A 17,444-nucleotide genomic window follows, 5' to 3' on the forward strand; every position below is an offset into this window, starting at 1 on the left:
GGATTCTTGTAAAGTATGCTGTAAATGTAATTTACACAAAATTGACAGATAAAAATTTGAATATTTCCGTATTTTCTAGTAGAATAAATATATTACACATATAGGAGAAAAACATTGCTTACAGTATCTGATGTTTCACTACGTTTTAGTGATCGCAAACTTTTTGATGATGTCAATATCAAATTTACAGAAGGAAATACTTACGGATTAATTGGTGCTAATGGTGCCGGAAAATCTACCTTTTTAAAAATTTTAGCTGGAGATATCGAACCTACTACTGGTCACATCTCTCTTGGTCCAGATGAACGTCTCTCTGTTCTTCGTCAAAATCACTTTGACTATGAAGACGAACGTGCCATTGATGTCGTTATCATGGGAAATGAAAAACTTTATAGCATCATGAAGGAGAAAGATGCCATCTACATGAAGGAAAATTTCTCAGATGAGGATGGAGTGCGTGCTGCCGAACTCGAAGGAGAGTTTGCCGAGCTTGGAGGTTGGGAAGCAGAAAGTGAAGCCTCTCAACTCCTTCAAAACCTAAACATTCCAGAAGAATTGCACTATCAAAACATGAGCGAATTGGCCAACGGTGAAAAAGTAAAAGTTCTCCTTGCCAAAGCACTTTTTGGTAAACCAGATGTGCTTCTATTGGACGAGCCTACCAACGGTTTGGACATCCAATCGATTACTTGGTTAGAAGACTTCTTGATTGACTTTGATAACACAGTTATCGTAGTATCCCACGACCGTCACTTCTTAAACAAAGTATGTACTCACATGGCCGACCTTGACTTTGGAAAAATCAAACTCTATGTCGGAAACTATGACTTCTGGAAGGAATCTTCTGAACTCGCTGCTAAATTGCTAGCAGACCGTAATGCCAAAGCAGAAGAAAAAATTAAACAATTGCAAGAGTTCGTTGCTCGTTTCTCTGCCAATGCTTCTAAATCAAGACAAGCAACATCACGTAAGAAAATGCTTGATAAGATTGAACTAGAAGAAATTGTTCCATCTAGTCGTAAATATCCATTTATCAACTTTAAAGCGGAACGTGAGATTGGTAATGATCTCTTGACAGTAGAAAATCTAACTGTAAAGATTGATGGTGAGACTATTTTAGATAATATCAGCTTTATCTTGCGTCCAGGTGATAAGACAGCTCTTATTGGTCAAAATGACATCCAAACGACTGCATTAATTCGTGCAATAATGGGGGACATTGACTATGAAGGAACTGTCAAGTGGGGAGTAACTACTAGCCGTTCTTACTTGCCAAAAGATAACTCGGCAGATTTTGCAGGAGGAGAGTCAATCCTTGACTGGTTGCGTCAATTCGCAAGTAAAGAAGAAGATGACAATACTTTCCTACGTGGTTTCCTCGGCCGTATGCTCTTCTCTGGAGATGAAGTTAACAAACCTGTAAATGTCTTGTCAGGGGGAGAAAAAGTTCGTGTCATGCTTTCAAAACTCATGCTCTTAAAATCAAATGTCCTTGTACTTGATGATCCAACCAATCACTTGGACTTGGAATCTATCTCAAGCTTGAACGATGGATTGAAAAACTTCAAAGAATCAATCATCTTTGCCAGTCATGACCACGAGTTCATTCAAACTCTAGCTAACCATATCATTGTCTTATCTAAAAATGGCGTCATCGATCGTATTGATGAAACCTACGATGAATTCCTAGAAAATGCAGAAGTACAAGCAAAAGTAAAAGAACTTTGGAAAGACTAAATAAAACTTCAAAACTCAGTTGGGGTAACCAGCTGAGTTTTCTAACATTTTATGAGGTAACATGAAATTATTTTTTAAAACATATTGGACCTATTTTGTTTCTTTCATCATTCCCATAATCATTATGATAGGAGTATATCTATCTCAAGGTATCTACTGGAATAGCGACAACTCTCCTCTATTAGGAGATGGCTTTCATCAATACGTTATTTTTGATATAGCTCTAAGAAATATCCTACATGGAAATGGTAGTCTGTTTTACACCTTTACAAGTGGTCTCGGATTAAATTTCTATGCCCTATCTAGTTATTACTTGGGAAGTTTCCTTTCACCTCTAGTTTACTTTTTTGATCTAACTAATATGCCAGATGCTGTCTATCTGACAACTCTCTTAAAATTTGGATTGATTAGTTTGTCAACCTTCTTTAGTTTAAATAAATTATTTAAAAATGTCCCTCAAACTTTAAAACTAGCCTTATCCACTTCTTATGCTCTGATGAGCTTTACCATTAGTCAGTTAGAGATAAAAACCTGGCTAGATGTTTTTATCTTGATTCCTTTAATTATAACTGGTTTACATCTACTGATAACTGAAAAGAAATTCTCATTATACTTTACAAGTCTGTCAATCTTATTTATCCAAAACTATTATTTTGGCTATATGACAGCATTGTTTCTTATTTTCTGGTATCTCTGTCAAATTTCTTGGGACTTTAAAACTCGAAAATCATCTTTTCTTGATTTCATAATCACCTCCGTTTTAGCTGGTATGGCTAGTTTGATTCTGACTCTTCCTACTCTATTTGATTTACAGACACATGGGGAAAAATTAACTGGAATTACAAAGTTTCAAACTGAAAGTAGCTGGTATCTTGATCTCTTTGCTAAACAATTCATTGGTTCCTTTGACACAACAAAGTATGGGGCCATCCCAATGATTTTTGTTGGACTACTTCCCTTTATTTTGACCATTTTATTTTTTACGCTGAAATCTATTAAGTTTCACGTGAAACTTATCTATGCAATCTTCTTTGCATTTCTAATTGCAAGCTTTTATATAGAAGCTCTTGATTTATTTTGGCAAGGTATGCATACTCCAAATATGTTTTTACATCGCTATTCTTGGATTTTCTCTACCTTGTTAATTTACACAGCAGCGGAAGTCTTAAAGCGTCTGAAAGAACTCAAAGTCTGGAATTTTTTAGTTTCGCTTTTTATTATAGTAACAGGATTTTTAGCTACCATCTATCTAAAATCACATTATTCTTTTTTAACAGATTTGAATATTCTGCTTACTCTTGAATTTTTGGTTGTCTATTCGCTTTTACTCCTTGCAGTTATCAAAAAGTTTATATCTGTGAATCTGTTTACCATTCTAATCTCTTTATTGATAATAGTTGAAATAAGTTTAAATGCTTCATCTCAAATGGACGGAATTGCTAAAGAATGGGGCTTTGCTTCTCGAAGTGCTTATAGTCGAGATATCCCAGCTATGGAATCTTTCTCAACATATATTGGGAATCAATTTACTCGTACTGAGAAACTAGAGACTCAGACAGGAAATGACAGTATGAAATTCAGCTACAATGGAATCTCTCAATTTTCATCTGTTCGAAACCGTTCAGCAAGCTCTACTTTAGATAAACTTGGGTTTAAATCCTCTGGGACAAATCTCAATCTCCGTTATGCCAATAATAGTATTTTGGCTGATAGTTTATTTGGAATCCAGTACAATATCTCGGGAAACCCCATTGATAAGTATGGTTTCCAAGATGTATATCAAAAAGATAATCTTACCCTATATGAAAATCAATTCTCTCTTCCGATTGCATTTGCTAGTCAATCTGTTTACAATGATGTCAAGTTCAATGAACATACTTTAGATAATCAAGCCTTGTTTTTAAATCAACTTGCTAACGTCAATTTTGATTATTTTTCTCCAATCCCTTATGAAAAAACAGAAAATACTAATGATTTGATTAGTGTCACAAGTTCTTCAAATGAGGATGTAGCAATCCAGTATCAAATTGAAGTTCCAGAAAACAGCCAAGTTTATCTTTCTTTCACAAACATTCACTTTTCTAATGATAAACAAAAGAAGGTTGACATCCTTGTAAATGATGCAAAAAAAATTTTTACAACTGATAATGTTTTTTCCTTCTTTAATCTAGGATATACTAAAGAGAAAAAAACTTTCAATATTCATGTTAGTTTCCCTGGAAATTCACAAGTATCATTTGAATCTCCTACTTTCTACCGTTTAGATATCCAAACTTTAACTGAGGCAATTCAAAAAATTAAAGAACAACCAGTAACGGTATCAACTTCTAAAAACAAGGTTTTTGCTACATATGATGTCCAACAAGATACGTCTATTTTCTTCACCATTCCTTATGACAAAGGTTGGTCTGCCTACCAAGATGGTAAGAAAATAGAAATTAAACAAGCTCAAACTGGATTTATGAAAGTTGACGTTCCTAAGGGGAAAGGAACGATTACACTTTCCTTCATTCCTAATGGTTTTATTACTGGAGCAATCTCTTCCTTTACTTCTCTCTTACTATTTGGAATCTATAATCACAGACGAAAGTCATCTAAGGCATAAAAAAATCGACCAGTTAATCGGTCGATTTTTTTAATCTTCTTCCATTTTCTTAGGTTGATAGGCTAGCATACCTAAACCAATAAATAGGGCCAATATCACAACAAGGAAAATGACTTGATGATGAATATTTCCTGTCATAGAGATTGTTTGTCGTAATCCCGAAACTGAATAACTCATTGGTAACCAAGGATTGATGGCTCTAAAGAAATCATTTGTCAAAGCAAGTGGGTAAGTACCTGCACTTGATGCCAACTGTAATAAAAGCAAGATAAGAGAGAAGAAAGCTCCTATACGGCTATTCCATGTTGTCAAAGCAGTCACCATAGACATGAATACTAAACTTGTTAGGATAATGAGAATAAATGTTCTCATCTCATGATTAGCAGTTAAACCAATAAGATGAACTCCTCCATATACCAAAATTCCTGCTAAAATAGCTATAATACCATTTATTTCAGCTCGAGATTTCAACCAAGCCCAGCGGCTCTCCAGATGACGTCCTGAAGGCAACTTCGCAAAGATCATATTCGTTGATATTGCTGCAACAAAGAGAGCAACTGATATCATATAAGGAGCCATTGCAACTCCATTTACAGGAACTTGATCATTGTCTGTTTTAGAAAGACTGAGAGGATTTGATAAAATCTCTGCATTTTTAGATTCCGTAGATGCTGATTTGAGTTGATCACTAGCATTACTTAATCCTTGTCCTAAAGAAGCAACTCCTGTCTGTAAACCTTCCAAGCCAGAAGTTAACTTTGTTCCACCTTCTGCTAGTTTCCCAGCCCCATCTGCCAATTTATTAGCTCCACTTTCTAATTGAGAAGCACCTGAAATTAACTGACTGGATTTGTCAGCTAGTTGGCTAGAGCCTGACTGCAATTTATCAACTCCTGCTATCAATTCTTGACTCTTTTGATTCAATTGGTTAGAGCCAGTTGATAATTTTTCAATACCAGACACTAATTCTGGAGTTTTTTCAACTAATTGACCAACTCCTGTTGTCAAGTTAGAAGATTTTTGTGTCAAGGTAGTTGAGCCTGAAACTAATTGATCCAAACTACCTGTCAAGGTGGAATTCTTTTCACTTAGTTGACTTGCGCCTTGAGAAACTTTATCAACACCAACAGTATATGCATTTACCCCCGATGTAATCGACTGACTAGCAGGAACTAATTTACTCGTTACTGCTCCCTGTATTTCTGTTAATCCACTTGACAATCCTGTCAAAGAAGTAGAAGCAAGCGGTAATACTTGATTAGCTTGATTTTTTAAAGTCGAAAGATTAGAAGACTGATTTTGTAAGTTTTCCAAACTTCCCTGTAAACCTTGAGCTAAAGCTACAATTGACTGTGCTGATTGAATACTATCAGTCGAATTTTGAGATACAGAAGCACTTATTTCAGCTTGTTGCTCACTTGTCAAAGATTGATAAGCTGCTGTCGATTGAATATTGGCTAATGTAGTCGCTTTATCAGACTGAGCACTTGCTAACATTTGATTAGAAAGAGATACTATACTTGATAAAACAGAATCTAATTTTTTTGTATCTCCAACATCAATATTTTGAATGGCTTGATTTAACTGATTCAGACCAGAAGATAATTGATTAATTTGATCTTTTTGCTCAGACGAAGCATCTAACTTGCTAGAAAGTTGTTGAATCCCTTCACTTAATTGCTCCACCCCCATTCGAAGTGTAGCTGATTGATTAGATAACTGATTAGCACCTGTTGCAAGACTTCCCACTCCATTCGTGTAGGCACTAACACCAGATGAAAATTGATTAAGACCAGCATTAAGCTTAGAAACACCGTCAGTATAGGACTCTACACCAGTATATAACTGATTGATTCCCCTTACTAATTCAGGACTTTTAGAAGATAATTGACCTAATCCGCTATCTAATTGACTCACTGCACCAGTATATGTAACTAAACCACTATTAAAATTCCCTAAGCCAAGATGAAGTTGTTCAACACCAGAGACATAAGAGGATAATCCTTTAGTAAACTGCTCCGTTCCATTTGAAAATGTTAAACTTGAATCTGCTAAAGAGTTTAGGTTAGTAGTTAATGTTTGACTTCCTGCCACTAACTGATTCGCTCCATCAGTTAATTTTTCACTACCAGAAACTGCTTGACTCATACCATCCTTTAAATCGACAATTTTGTTGAATAAAACTTTAGTATATGTCTCGGTTACATTGGTAGAAACACTCTGCTTTAATTGTGTCATTGCAGAATCACTCATCTTACTTGCAATAAAGCTATGACCACTTGAAGTCTGATAATCGATTTGCATTTGCTCTGGATGATCCGTTAAAATAGAAGCTGCTTTTTCAGACAAGTCACTTGGCAAAGTGACTACCATATAGTAATCGCCATTTTCTAAACCCTTCTTACCTTCTTCTTCACTGACAAAATGAAAATCCAAGGTTTTATTTTCTTTTAAATTGGACACCATGTCTTTTCCTATAGACATACTATTACCATTATAGGAGGCTTCTTTATCATTATTGACAACTGCCACAGGTAAGTCAGACAATTGCCCATATGGATCCCACATTGATGACAAAAATATGATATTGTACAGAGCGGGAATAAGAGAAATCCCTATCATGACAATAATAAAGGTTGGTTTTTTTAAAATTGCTTTCCATTCTTTAAACATAGCTTCTCCTTTTTAAACATATTGTCTAAAATTTTGATATAATAGATTATACAATAAAAAATCTAAATTACAAGATAAAAAATCCATTTTTAGACATATAGTCTAATTTGTTTACGAGGAGGAAGTATGCAAGAAAGTAATAAACGATTAAAAACAAAGCGAACTATTGAAAATGCTATGGTACAATTACTCATGGAACAGCCATTTGATCAAATTTCTACTGTCAAGCTAGCAGAAAAAGCTGGAATTAGTCGTTCCAGCTTCTATACTCACTATAAGGATAAGTATGATATGATTGAGCATTATCAAAGCAAGCTATTCCATACATTTGAATATATTTTTCAAAAACATGCTCATCACAAAAGAGATGCTATTTTAGAAGTATTTGAATATCTAGAGTCAGAACCACTTCTGGCTGCCCTTCTTTCTGAAAACGGGACCAAAGAAATCCAAAATTTCTTACGAAATAAACTTCATATCATGCTCAGTACAGATTTACAAAAGCGTTTTATGCAACTAAATCTCAATACCACTGAGTTAGAATACAGTAGCATCTATCTAACTCACGCACTTTTTGGTGTCTGCCAAACTTGGATTGCACATGGAAAAAAAGAAAGTCCTCAAGAAATAACAGACTTCCTTATGAAAATGCTTGGTGATACAAATTGATACAAAAAAGGGAACAACACTATGTTCCCTTTTATCTATACTCCGCCAGTAGGACTCGAACCTACGACATCATGATTAACAGTCATGCGCTACTACCAACTGAGCTATGGCGGATAAAATAGTCCGTACGGGATTCGAACCCGTGTTACCGCCGTGAAAAGGCGGTGTCTTAACCCCTTGACCAACGGACCTTCTATCTGTAGCAGATATAACCATTATATCAATTTCTTGCTAATTGTCAATTACTTTTGAGATTTTTTCTCTAGAATATCTTTTAATTTTCTAATTTTTAATCTTGAAATAGGACAACGATGATCTTCATAGAAAACAATTTCTAAGTTTTTTCGATCAATTTCTCTGATATTCCCTATATTTACCAAAAATGACTTGTGAGGAGAATAAAATCGCTGAGTATGTTTGTCCTTTTCCTGAATATCTGTCATGGTACCGTAAAACTCTTTGGCAAAATTCTTACCAATAATGCGTAATTTATGAGAGACACCTGTCGTTTCAATATACAAAATATCATGGTAAGGGATTTTTAAATCATTTCCCTTGTAATTGTAGTCAAAATAATCTACCACATCTTCATTTTCAAGTAACATACTCTTCGTGTAGAAGATATTCTGCTCAATTCTCTTCTTAAATAACTCATCATTGATATCCTTATCAACAAAATCTAAGGCTGATACCTGATATTTATAGGTTAGAGTCGCAAACTCTGATCGACTGGTGATAAAGACGATAATAGCGTAAGGATTGTAATGACGAATGAGCTGAGCCACTTCAAATCCCTTTTTCTCAATTCCATGAATATCAATATCTAGAAAATAAAGCTGGTTTACTTCATCATTTTCGATATATTCCTTAAACTCACGAACTTTTCCCGTTGTCTTGTATGATATTGGAATATTCGATTCTTTCGAAATTTCATCCAATATTCTCTCTAGTCTCACTTGATGTTCAATAACATCTTCTAAAATTAAAACTTTCATTCAAATTCCCTCTTAAATCTAATGATTTGTCTAAATGTACTGCCTTCCATCTCTGTTTCTAAAATAATGTTGTTGTACTTATCCAGTAGTTCTTTCACATTATTTAATCCTACTCCGCGATTTCTTCCCTTAGTAGAGAATCCTAAAGCAAATAGATCTCCTGAAGGAGTCATCGTCATTTTACATGAATTCTGAATCACAATCACTGTTTCAGTTTCCATCTTAATAACTGCTACTTCCATCTGCTTTTTATAACTATCAGCCGATCCTTCGACAGCATTGTTCAATAAAACACTCATAATACGAACTAAATCCAGAAGGTCTATTGGTAGTCTAGTAATTATATCTTTTACTTCCAGTGTAAACTCTACACCGTTATTTCGAGCATAGACAATTGACTGAGCAACCAAACTTCGTAAAGCTGAATCTTCTATGTTGTTCAAATCAAAGTAAGTGTACTTATCTGAGCGCAGTTTGTGATTGGCTTTAACCAAAACTTCGTTGTAAACTCTGTCAATTTCCTGTAAATTACCACTGTCAATTGCCATCTGCATACTGACAAGCATCCCAGCATAATCATGTCGAAAACCACGAATTTCATTATACAAACCGACAATTTCATCTGTGTAGTTTTGTAAATGTTTCTGTTCAAATTTCTTCTGCTTCAAAGCAATCTCTTTCTCCATTTGATCTTTATGTGAATTCATTGCAAAAAAGGTTAAAAGGAGAGAAATAAAGACGATAGATGATAAAATACTTCCAAAACTATTCAAATGTTTAATCGTACTTACCATATCTGAAACGAAAGATACAATATGGAGCAGTAGCAAAGCAAAAAATACTTTTGTCAAGAAAGGATAGAGGTAGTCTTTATCAAAATAGTTTAGATCCAAATGGAAATAATGAATGATTTTTAAGATAACGACATAAGTCAACACCGTTACAAGGAAAAAGAATGGTTCATAATATTGTAAAACAAAATTGTCTCCTGTTAGAGAGGATAAAGTTACGGACAAAAAGTTATGAGTGCTCTCATATAAAAGAGATAGTAGTAAACTTAGGAATAGTCCTCTATCCCTCTCATACTGTTTAATCCATCGAAAATAGGAATATAATACCAAAGGAAATAAAAATTTTACAATCCCTAAGTCATCTAAATGTAGAAGATATGATGGAAAATCAAGTACTATTTCTGTTAGTAATATATAAGCACTAAAAACGTATAGTTCTTTTCTATTTATTTGACCTTTACAAATTAAACGGTAACTGTGACTAATAATTAAAAAATAAACAATAACTAACCCAACTCCAAATAAATTCATTACTCTTTCCCCTTATTTCATTACTTTTTTCGTGGGAAAATAAAATCAAAGCGGATTTTTGGAAGTCTACTTTCCCCACCTTGAATCTCCTGCAAGTCTTTTTCCTTCAAGGCTACAAACTGTTCCAATTTAACTGTGTTTTTCATAATAAAATCTCCTTAAATGTTTTTTTCTTGTAAGCTAACTTACAAAAACTATTATACAAAATGGAATTTCGTTTTAGATAAAATTCTCTCAACTGTCATTTTTTTCTCCCCAAGTGTACTTTTTTAAGAAAAAAGCCGGGAAAATTCCCAGCTTTGCTACTATATTGATCCCAGCAGGATTCGAACCTGCGACCGTTCGCTTAGAAGGCGAATGCTCTATCCAGCTGAGCTATGAGACCTAATATAGCTATTCTACCAAAAATTCAATTGAAAGTCAATTTTCTATTTATGATAGGGCGAGCCCTGCTGTATTGTAAAAGCCCGATAGATTTGTTCAACAAGGACTAGTCTCATTAACTGATGGGGCAAGGTTAAACGGCCAAAACTAACAGAGAGATTGGCTCTCTTTTTTACATCCTGTGCTAATCCCAGACTCCCTCCAATAATAAATGTAAGAGTAGAAAATCCTTTTATAGAAGCTTCTTCTAGCTGCTTACTAAATTCTTCTGAGGAGAAAGTTCTCCCTTCGATAGCCAACACAATCACGAAATCACGGTCACCAACTTTTGATAAAATTCTCTGACCTTCTATTCCTAAAATCTTTTGATTTTCTGATTCACTGGCCCTATCTGGTGTTTTTTCATCTGCTAGCTCAATCATTTCAAGCTTAGCAAATCGAGAAATTCGTTTTAAATACTCTGCAATACCATCTTTCAAATACTTTTCTTTCAGTTTCCCAACTGTTACAACTTTAATTTTCATGACTCTATTCTAACATATTCTCTATTTTTTCACATCTTATTCACAAAATAAAAGGTTAATTTTAGCCGAGAAAACCACAGATTTTTAAAAGTTATCCACAATCTGTGAAAAACTTTTATTTTTAAGTTATAATTAAGCTAGTCAGTTTATACTTTCAGTAATTTCAAACATATGGAGGCAAATATGAAACATCTAAAAACATTTTACAAAAAATGGTTTCAATTATTAGTCGTTATCGTCATTAGCTTTATTAGTGGAGCCTTGGGTAGCTTTTCAATAAACCAACTAACTCAGAAAAGTACTGTAAGTAACTCCAACAACAATAGTACTATTACACAGACTGCCTATAAGAACGAAAATTCAACAACACAGGCTGTTAACAAAGTAAAAGATGCTGTTGTTTCTGTTATTACTTATTCGGCAAACAGACAAAATAGCGTATTTGGTAATGATGATACTGACACAGATTCTCAGCAAATCTCTAGTGAAGGATCTGGGGTTATTTATAAAAAGAATGACAAAGAAGCTTACATCGTCACCAACAATCACGTTATAAATGGTGCCAGCAAAGTAGATATTCGTTTGTCAGATGGGACTAAAGTACCTGGAGAAATTGTCGGAGCTGATACTTTCTCTGATATTGCTGTCGTCAAAATCTCTTCAGAAAAAGTGACAACAGTAGCTGAGTTTGGTGATTCTAGTCAGTTAACCGTAGGAGAAACTGCTATTGCCATCGGTAGCCCGTTAGGTTCTGAATATGCTAATACTGTCACTCAAGGTATCGTATCTAGTCTCAATCGAAATGTGTCTTTAAAATCTGAAGATGGACAAGCCATTTCTACAAAAGCTATCCAAACTGATACTGCTATTAACCCAGGTAACTCTGGTGGACCACTTATCAATATTCAAGGGCAAGTTATCGGAATTACCTCAAGTAAAATTGCAACAAATGGAGGAACGTCTGTAGAAGGACTTGGGTTCGCAATTCCTGCAAATGATGCTATCAATATTATTGAACAGTTGGAAAAGAACGGAAAAGTGACTCGTCCAGCTTTGGGCATCCAAATGGTCAATCTCTCAAATATTAATACAAGTGATCTTAGAAGACTGAATATTCCAAGCAATGTAACATCTGGTGTCGTTGTTCGTTCTGTGCAGAGCAATATGCCTGCCAATGGTCACCTTGAAAAATACGATGTTATTACAAAAGTAGACGACAAAGACATTGCTTCATCAACAGACTTACAAAGTGCTCTTTACAATCATTCTATCGGAGACACCATTAAGATAACTTACTATCGTAACGGTAAAGAAGAAACTACATCTATTAAACTTGACAAGAGTTCAGGTGATTTAGAATCTTAATTGACATCTATGTAAAGAAAGCTTTACATAAGAGAAAAGATGTGTTAGTGTAGAATCATGGAAAAATTTGAAATGATTTCTATCACAGATATACAAAAAAATCCCTATCAACCTCGAAAAGAATTTGATGGAGAAAAACTACATGAACTAGCACAGTCTATTAAAGAAAATGGGGTCATTCAACCGATTATTGTTCGTCAATCTCCTGTTATTGGTTATGAAATCCTTGCAGGAGAGAGACGCTATCGGGCTTCACTTTTAGCTGGTCTAAGGTCTATCCCAGCTGTTGTTAAACAGCTTTCAGATCAAGAGATGATGGTCCAGTCCATCATTGAAAATTTGCAAAGAGAAAATTTAAATCCAATAGAAGAAGCACGCGCCTATGAATCTCTTGTAGAGAAAGGATTTACCCATGCTGAAATTGCAGATAAAATGGGCAAGTCTCGTCCTTATATCAGTAACTCTATTCGCTTGCTGTCCTTGCCAGAACAGATCCTCTCAGAAGTAGAAAATGGCAAACTATCACAAGCCCATGCGCGTTCTCTAGTTGGGTTGAATAAGGAACAACAAGACTATTTCTTTCAACGAATCATAGGGGAAGACATTTCTGTAAGAAAATTAGAAGCTCTTCTGACAGAGAAAAAACAAAAGAAACTGCAAAAAAATGATCATTTCATACAAAATGAAGAAGAACAGTTAAAAAAACTACTCGGATTAGATGTAGAAATCAAACTGTCTAAAAAAGACAGTGGAAAAATCATTATTTCTTTTTCAAATCAAGAAGAATACAGTAGAATTATCAACAGCCTGAAATAAGGCTGTTCTTTTATTTTTTTATCTCACAAGGTTATCCACTATTTTTTTCAGTAAAAAGCTTAATAAATCAATAATTTCTGATTTTATCCCCAACCTGTGGATAAAACTTGATAACATTGTGGATTATTTTTCACAGCTTGTGGAAAATTCTTACTATCTATGGTAAAATAAGTCTAGCATTAAACTTTTAAATAGTAAAGGAGGAGAAAGGATTGAAAGAAAAACAATTTTGGAATCGTATATTAGAATTTGCTCAAGAAAGACTGACTCGATCCATGTATGATTTCTATGCTATTCAAGCTGAACTCATAAAGGTAGAGGAAAATGTTGCCACTATATTTTTACCACGATCTGAAATGGAAATGGTCTGGGAAAAACAACTAAAAGATATTATTGTAGTTGCTGGATTTGAAATTTATGACGCTGAAATAACTCCCCACTATATTTTCATCAAACCTCAAGATACTACTGTCTCACAAGTTGAAGAAGCTCCAAATTCAACTCTTTATGACTATAGTCCAAAGTTAGCATCTATTCCTTATTCGGATACTGGATTAAAAGAAAAGTATACCTTTGATAATTTTATTCAAGGGGATGGAAATGTTTGGGCAGTATCAGCAGCTTTGGCTGTCTCTGAAGATTTGGCCTTAACCTATAATCCTCTTTTTATCTATGGAGGACCTGGGCTTGGTAAGACTCACTTACTCAATGCAATTGGGAATGAGATTTTGAGAAATATTCCTGATGCGCGTGTGAAGTACATCCCTGCTGAAAGCTTTATCAACGACTTTCTTGAACACCTGAGACTAGGTGAAATGGAAAAATTCAAAAAAACTTACCGTAGCCTTGATCTCTTGTTAATTGATGATATCCAATCGCTGAGTGGAAAAAAAGTTGCAACTCAAGAAGAATTCTTCAATACTTTCAACGTTCTTCATAGCAATCAAAAACAAATCGTTCTGACTAGTGATCGTAGTCCTAAACACTTAGAGGGCCTTGAAGAAAGACTTGTCACGCGCTTTAGCTGGGGGTTGACGCAAAACATCACACCACCTGACTTTGAGACACGTATTGCCATTTTACAAAGCAAAACAGAACATTTGGACTACAATTTCCAAAGTGATACCCTAGAATACCTAGCTGGCCAATTTGATTCAAACGTTCGAGAACTTGAAGGAGCCATCAACGACATCACTTTAATCGCCAGAGTGAAGAAGATTAAGGATATCAGTATCGATATCGCTGCAGAAGCTATTAGAGCTCGAAAACAAGATGTTAGCCAAATCCTCGTCATTCCAATTGATAAAATCCAAACTGAAGTAGGGAACTTCTATGGTGTTAGTGTCAAAGAAATGAAGGGAAGCAGACGCCTTCAAAATATTGTGTTAGCCCGTCAAGTAGCCATGTATTTATCTAGAGAATTAACAGATAATAGTCTTCCAAAAATTGGGAAGGAGTTTGGAGGAAAAGATCATACAACAGTCATTCATGCCCATGCAAAAATTAAATCTTTGATTGATGAAGACGATAATTTACGTTTAGAAATTGAATCAATCAAAAAGAAAATAAAATAACTTGTGGATAACTTTCGTTTTTTTATCTTTTTTATCCACATTTTTTAAACAAGCCAAAAAACTTGATATGACTTATTTCAAGTCTGTTTTCCACAGATTTCACAGACTCTATTATTACTATTATCCTTCTAATACTAAAAATAAATAAAGGAGAATCCATGATTCATTTTTCAATTAATAAAAATTTATTTCTACAAGCCTTAAATACAACCAAAAGAGCTATTAGTTCTAAAAATGCTATTCCTATTTTATCAACTGTCAAAATTGACGTAACCAATGAAGGGGTTACTTTAATTGGTTCAAATGGTCAAATTTCAATTGAAAATTTTATTTCTCAAAAAAATGAAGATGCTGGTTTGTTAATTACTTCTCTAGGTTCAATCCTTCTTGAAGCTTCTTTCTTCATCAATGTGGTATCTAGTCTACCTGATGTGACTCTTGATTTTAAAGAAATTGAACAAAATCAAATTGTTTTAAACAGCGGCAAATCAGAAATTACCCTAAAAGGAAAAGATAGCGAACAATATCCACGAATTCAAGAAATTTCAGCAAGCACTCCTTTGGTTCTTGAAACAAAATTACTCAAGAAAATTATCAATGAAACAGCTTTTGCGGCAAGTACACAAGAGAGTCGTCCAATTTTAACAGGTGTTCATTTTGTATTGAGCCAACACAAGGAGCTAAAAACAGTAGCTACAGACTCTCATCGTCTAAGCCAGAAAAAATTAACGCTTGAGAAAAATAGTGATGATTTTGATGTTGTAATTCCGAGCCGTTCTCTACGCGAATTTTCAGCAGTATTTACAGATGATATTGAAACTGTAGAGATTTTCTTTGCCAATAACCAAATCCTCTTTAGAAGCGAAAATATTAGCTTCTATACTCGTCTCCTAGAAGGAAACTATCCTGACACAGATCGTTTGATTCCAACAGACTTTAACACTACAATTACTTTTGATGTGGTAAACTTACGTCAGTCAATGGAGCGTGCTCGTCTTTTATCAAGTGCGACTCAAAATGGTACTGTGAAACTTGAAATTAAAGATGGGGTTGTTAGCGCCCATGTTCACTCTCCAGAAGTTGGTAAAGTAAACGAAGAAATCGATACTGATCAGGTTACTGGTGAAGATTTGACCATTAGTTTCAACCCAACTTACTTGATTGATTCACTCAAGGCTTTAAATAGCGAAAAGGTGACCATTAGCTTTATCTCAGCTGTTCGTCCATTTACTCTTGTGCCAGCAGATACTGACGAGGACTTCATGCAACTTATCACCCCAGTTCGTACAAATTAAGTGAAAGAGGTTGAGCCTGGCTCGCCTCTTTTATGATATAATCGAAAAAGAAAAGGAGAGTAGTATGTATCAAGTTGGAAATTTTGTTGAAATGAAAAAACCACATGCTTGCACAATCAAGTCAACAGGAAAAAAAGCTAATCGTTGGGAAATTACACGTGTAGGAGCAGATATCAAAATCAAATGTAGCAATTGTGACCATGTTGTCATGATGGGACGCTATGATTTTGATCGAAAAATGAATAAAATTATTGACTGAAAACCCTTAGTTAGAGGGTTAGCAAGTTTTCCCTTTTTGTGTTATAATATTAGGGATTGAAATGAAAACGGAGAATGAGAAAATATGGCTTTAACAGCAGGTATCGTTGGTTTGCCAAACGTTGGTAAATCAACACTATTTAATGCAATTACAAAAGCAGGAGCAGAGGCAGCAAATTACCCATTTGCGACGATTGATCCAAATGTTGGAATGGTAGAAGTTCCAGATGAACGCCTACAAAAACTAACTGAAATGATTACTCCTAAAAAGACAGTTCCAACAACATTTGAATTTACAGATATCGCAGGGATTGTAAAAGGAGCTTCAAAAGGAGAAGGGCTAGGGAATAAATTCTTGGCTAATATCCGTGAAGTAGATGCGATTGTTCATGTAGTTCGTGCTTTTGATGATGAAAATGTGATGCGCGAGCAAGGACGTGAAGACGCCTTTGTGGATCCACTGGCAGATATTGATACTATTAACCTAGAGTTGATTCTTGCTGACTTAGAATCAGTTAATAAGCGCTATATGCGTGTAGAAAAGATGGCACGTACGCAAAAAGATAAAGAATCAGTAGCAGAATTTAATGTTCTTCAAAAGATTAAACCTGTTCTTGAAGATGGAAAATCAGCTCGAACTATTGAATTTACAGATGAGGAACAAAAGGTTGTCAAAGGTCTCTTCCTGTTAACGACTAAACCAGTGCTCTATGTTGCTAATGTGGACGAGGATGTGGTTTCAGAACCTGACTCTATCGACTATGTTAAACAAATTCGTGAATTCGCAGCGACAGAAAATGCTGAAGTAGTCGTTATTTCTGCGCGTGCTGAGGAAGAAATTTCTGAGTTAGACGAAGAAGACAAGCAAGAGTTTCTTGAAGCACTTGGGTTGACAGAATCAGGCGTTGACAAGTTGACTCGTGCAGCTTACCACTTGCTTGGACTGGGAACTTACTTCACAGCTGGCGAAAAAGAAGTTCGCGCTTGGACCTTCAAACGTGGTATGAAGGCTCCTCAAGCAGCTGGTATTATCCACTCAGATTTTGAAAAAGGATTTATTCGTGCGGTAACCATGTCATATGAGGATCTAGTGAAATACGGATCCGAAAAGGCTGTAAAAGAAGCTGGACGCTTGCGTGAAGAAGGAAAAGAATATATCGTTCAAGATGGCGATATTATGGAATTCCGCTTTAATGTCTAAAAATTTAATAAATAGTGTCAATTAGG

14 protein-coding genes and 3 tRNA genes are annotated in these 17,444 nt (G+C 35.0%); 9 read left to right on the forward strand and 8 right to left on the reverse strand.

The genetic code is table 11. The features are described 5' to 3' along the window. The first annotated feature begins 114 nt into the window (after positions 1-114). Together ACLNCV_RS01430 and ACLNCV_RS01435 are read left to right on the forward strand one after the other, a co-directional pair. Positions 115-1,737 (forward strand): ATP-binding cassette domain-containing protein, encoded by a 1,623-nt coding sequence (locus tag ACLNCV_RS01430; RefSeq protein WP_000958782.1) that lies wholly within the window; start codon positions 115-117, stop codon positions 1,735-1,737. Between the two features lie 61 nt (positions 1,738-1,798). Next, positions 1,799-4,342, forward strand: a complete 2,544-nt coding sequence (locus ACLNCV_RS01435) for a YfhO family protein (protein WP_084926257.1) — start codon at positions 1,799-1,801, stop codon at positions 4,340-4,342. A 30-nt stretch (positions 4,343-4,372) separates the two neighbouring features. Here the strand turns inward: ACLNCV_RS01435 and ACLNCV_RS01440 are convergent, their stop codons facing one another. Continuing rightward, positions 4,373-7,015, reverse strand: a complete 2,643-nt coding sequence (locus tag ACLNCV_RS01440) for a YhgE/Pip domain-containing protein (protein ID WP_153198932.1) — start codon at positions 7,013-7,015, stop codon at positions 4,373-4,375. Between the two features lie 126 nt (positions 7,016-7,141). Here ACLNCV_RS01440 and ACLNCV_RS01445 point away from each other — a divergent pair, with 126 nt between their 5' ends. Further along, on the forward strand, positions 7,142-7,684 hold the full coding sequence (locus tag ACLNCV_RS01445) for a TetR/AcrR family transcriptional regulator (protein ID WP_001158275.1): 543 nt from the start codon (positions 7,142-7,144) through the stop codon (positions 7,682-7,684). 40 nt (positions 7,685-7,724) lie between these two features. On the opposite strand, the gene ACLNCV_RS01450 is transcribed toward ACLNCV_RS01445, so the two are convergent. The 7 genes from ACLNCV_RS01450 to rlmH form a co-directional block, all read right to left on the reverse strand. Then, positions 7,725-7,798: transfer RNA gene (locus ACLNCV_RS01450), tRNA-Asn, on the reverse strand. A 5-nt stretch (positions 7,799-7,803) separates the two neighbouring features. Continuing rightward, positions 7,804-7,875, reverse strand: a tRNA-Glu gene (locus ACLNCV_RS01455). Between the two features lie 51 nt (positions 7,876-7,926). Further along, the gene (gene comE / locus ACLNCV_RS01460) at positions 7,927-8,679 is read right to left on the reverse strand and encodes a competence system response regulator transcription factor ComE (protein ID WP_000866074.1); all 753 of its coding nucleotides are present in this window, start codon (positions 8,677-8,679) and stop codon (positions 7,927-7,929) included. Next, a complete protein-coding gene (gene comD / locus ACLNCV_RS01465; RefSeq protein WP_001048129.1) occupies positions 8,676-10,001 on the reverse strand; it encodes a competence system sensor histidine kinase ComD in 1,326 nt (441 codons plus the stop codon). Before comD ends, comE begins: the two co-directional genes overlap by 4 nt. A 20-nt stretch (positions 10,002-10,021) precedes the next feature. Continuing rightward, positions 10,022-10,147, reverse strand: coding sequence for a competence-stimulating peptide ComC (gene comC, locus ACLNCV_RS01470; protein ID WP_000799685.1), 126 nt, complete (start codon positions 10,145-10,147; stop codon positions 10,022-10,024). A 165-nt stretch (positions 10,148-10,312) separates the two neighbouring features. After that, positions 10,313-10,386, reverse strand: a tRNA-Arg gene (locus ACLNCV_RS01475). Positions 10,387-10,429: 43 nt separating this feature from the next. Then, positions 10,430-10,909 carry a 23S rRNA (pseudouridine(1915)-N(3))-methyltransferase RlmH gene (rlmH, locus tag ACLNCV_RS01480; RefSeq protein ID WP_000695928.1) on the reverse strand — a complete coding sequence of 160 codons (480 nt, stop codon included), beginning with the start codon at positions 10,907-10,909 and terminating at the stop codon, positions 10,430-10,432. Between the two features lie 183 nt (positions 10,910-11,092). On the opposite strand from rlmH, the gene ACLNCV_RS01485 reads away from it, so the two are divergent. The 6 genes from ACLNCV_RS01485 to ychF all read left to right on the forward strand — a co-directional run bounded on the left by ACLNCV_RS01485 (position 11,093) and on the right by ychF (position 17,418). Continuing rightward, a complete protein-coding gene (locus ACLNCV_RS01485) occupies positions 11,093-12,274 on the forward strand; it encodes a S1C family serine protease (protein WP_084926255.1) in 1,182 nt (393 codons plus the stop codon). 57 nt (positions 12,275-12,331) lie between these two features. Further along, entirely contained in the window at positions 12,332-13,090 is a 759-nt protein-coding gene (locus ACLNCV_RS01490) for a ParB/RepB/Spo0J family partition protein (protein ID WP_084926254.1), read from the forward strand. Positions 13,091-13,302: 212 nt separating this feature from the next. Further along, positions 13,303-14,664, forward strand: coding sequence for a chromosomal replication initiator protein DnaA (gene dnaA, locus ACLNCV_RS01495; RefSeq protein WP_084887647.1), 1,362 nt, complete (start codon positions 13,303-13,305; stop codon positions 14,662-14,664). 158 nt (positions 14,665-14,822) lie between these two features. Beyond that, complete coding sequence (gene dnaN / locus ACLNCV_RS01500; protein WP_084926253.1) at positions 14,823-15,959, forward strand: DNA polymerase III subunit beta; 1,137 nt, start codon at positions 14,823-14,825, stop codon at positions 15,957-15,959. A 64-nt stretch (positions 15,960-16,023) separates the two neighbouring features. Continuing rightward, on the forward strand, positions 16,024-16,218 hold the full coding sequence (locus ACLNCV_RS01505) for a DUF951 domain-containing protein (RefSeq protein WP_000285186.1): 195 nt from the start codon (positions 16,024-16,026) through the stop codon (positions 16,216-16,218). Positions 16,219-16,302: 84 nt separating this feature from the next. Beyond that, the gene (gene ychF / locus ACLNCV_RS01510) at positions 16,303-17,418 is read left to right on the forward strand and encodes a redox-regulated ATPase YchF (protein ID WP_001218721.1); all 1,116 of its coding nucleotides are present in this window, start codon (positions 16,303-16,305) and stop codon (positions 17,416-17,418) included. Positions 17,419-17,444 lie beyond the last annotated feature (26 nt).

This window comes from Streptococcus sp. CL5.50, assembly GCF_049738015.1.
Lineage (GTDB): Bacteria > Bacillota > Bacilli > Lactobacillales > Streptococcaceae > Streptococcus > Streptococcus mitis_CA.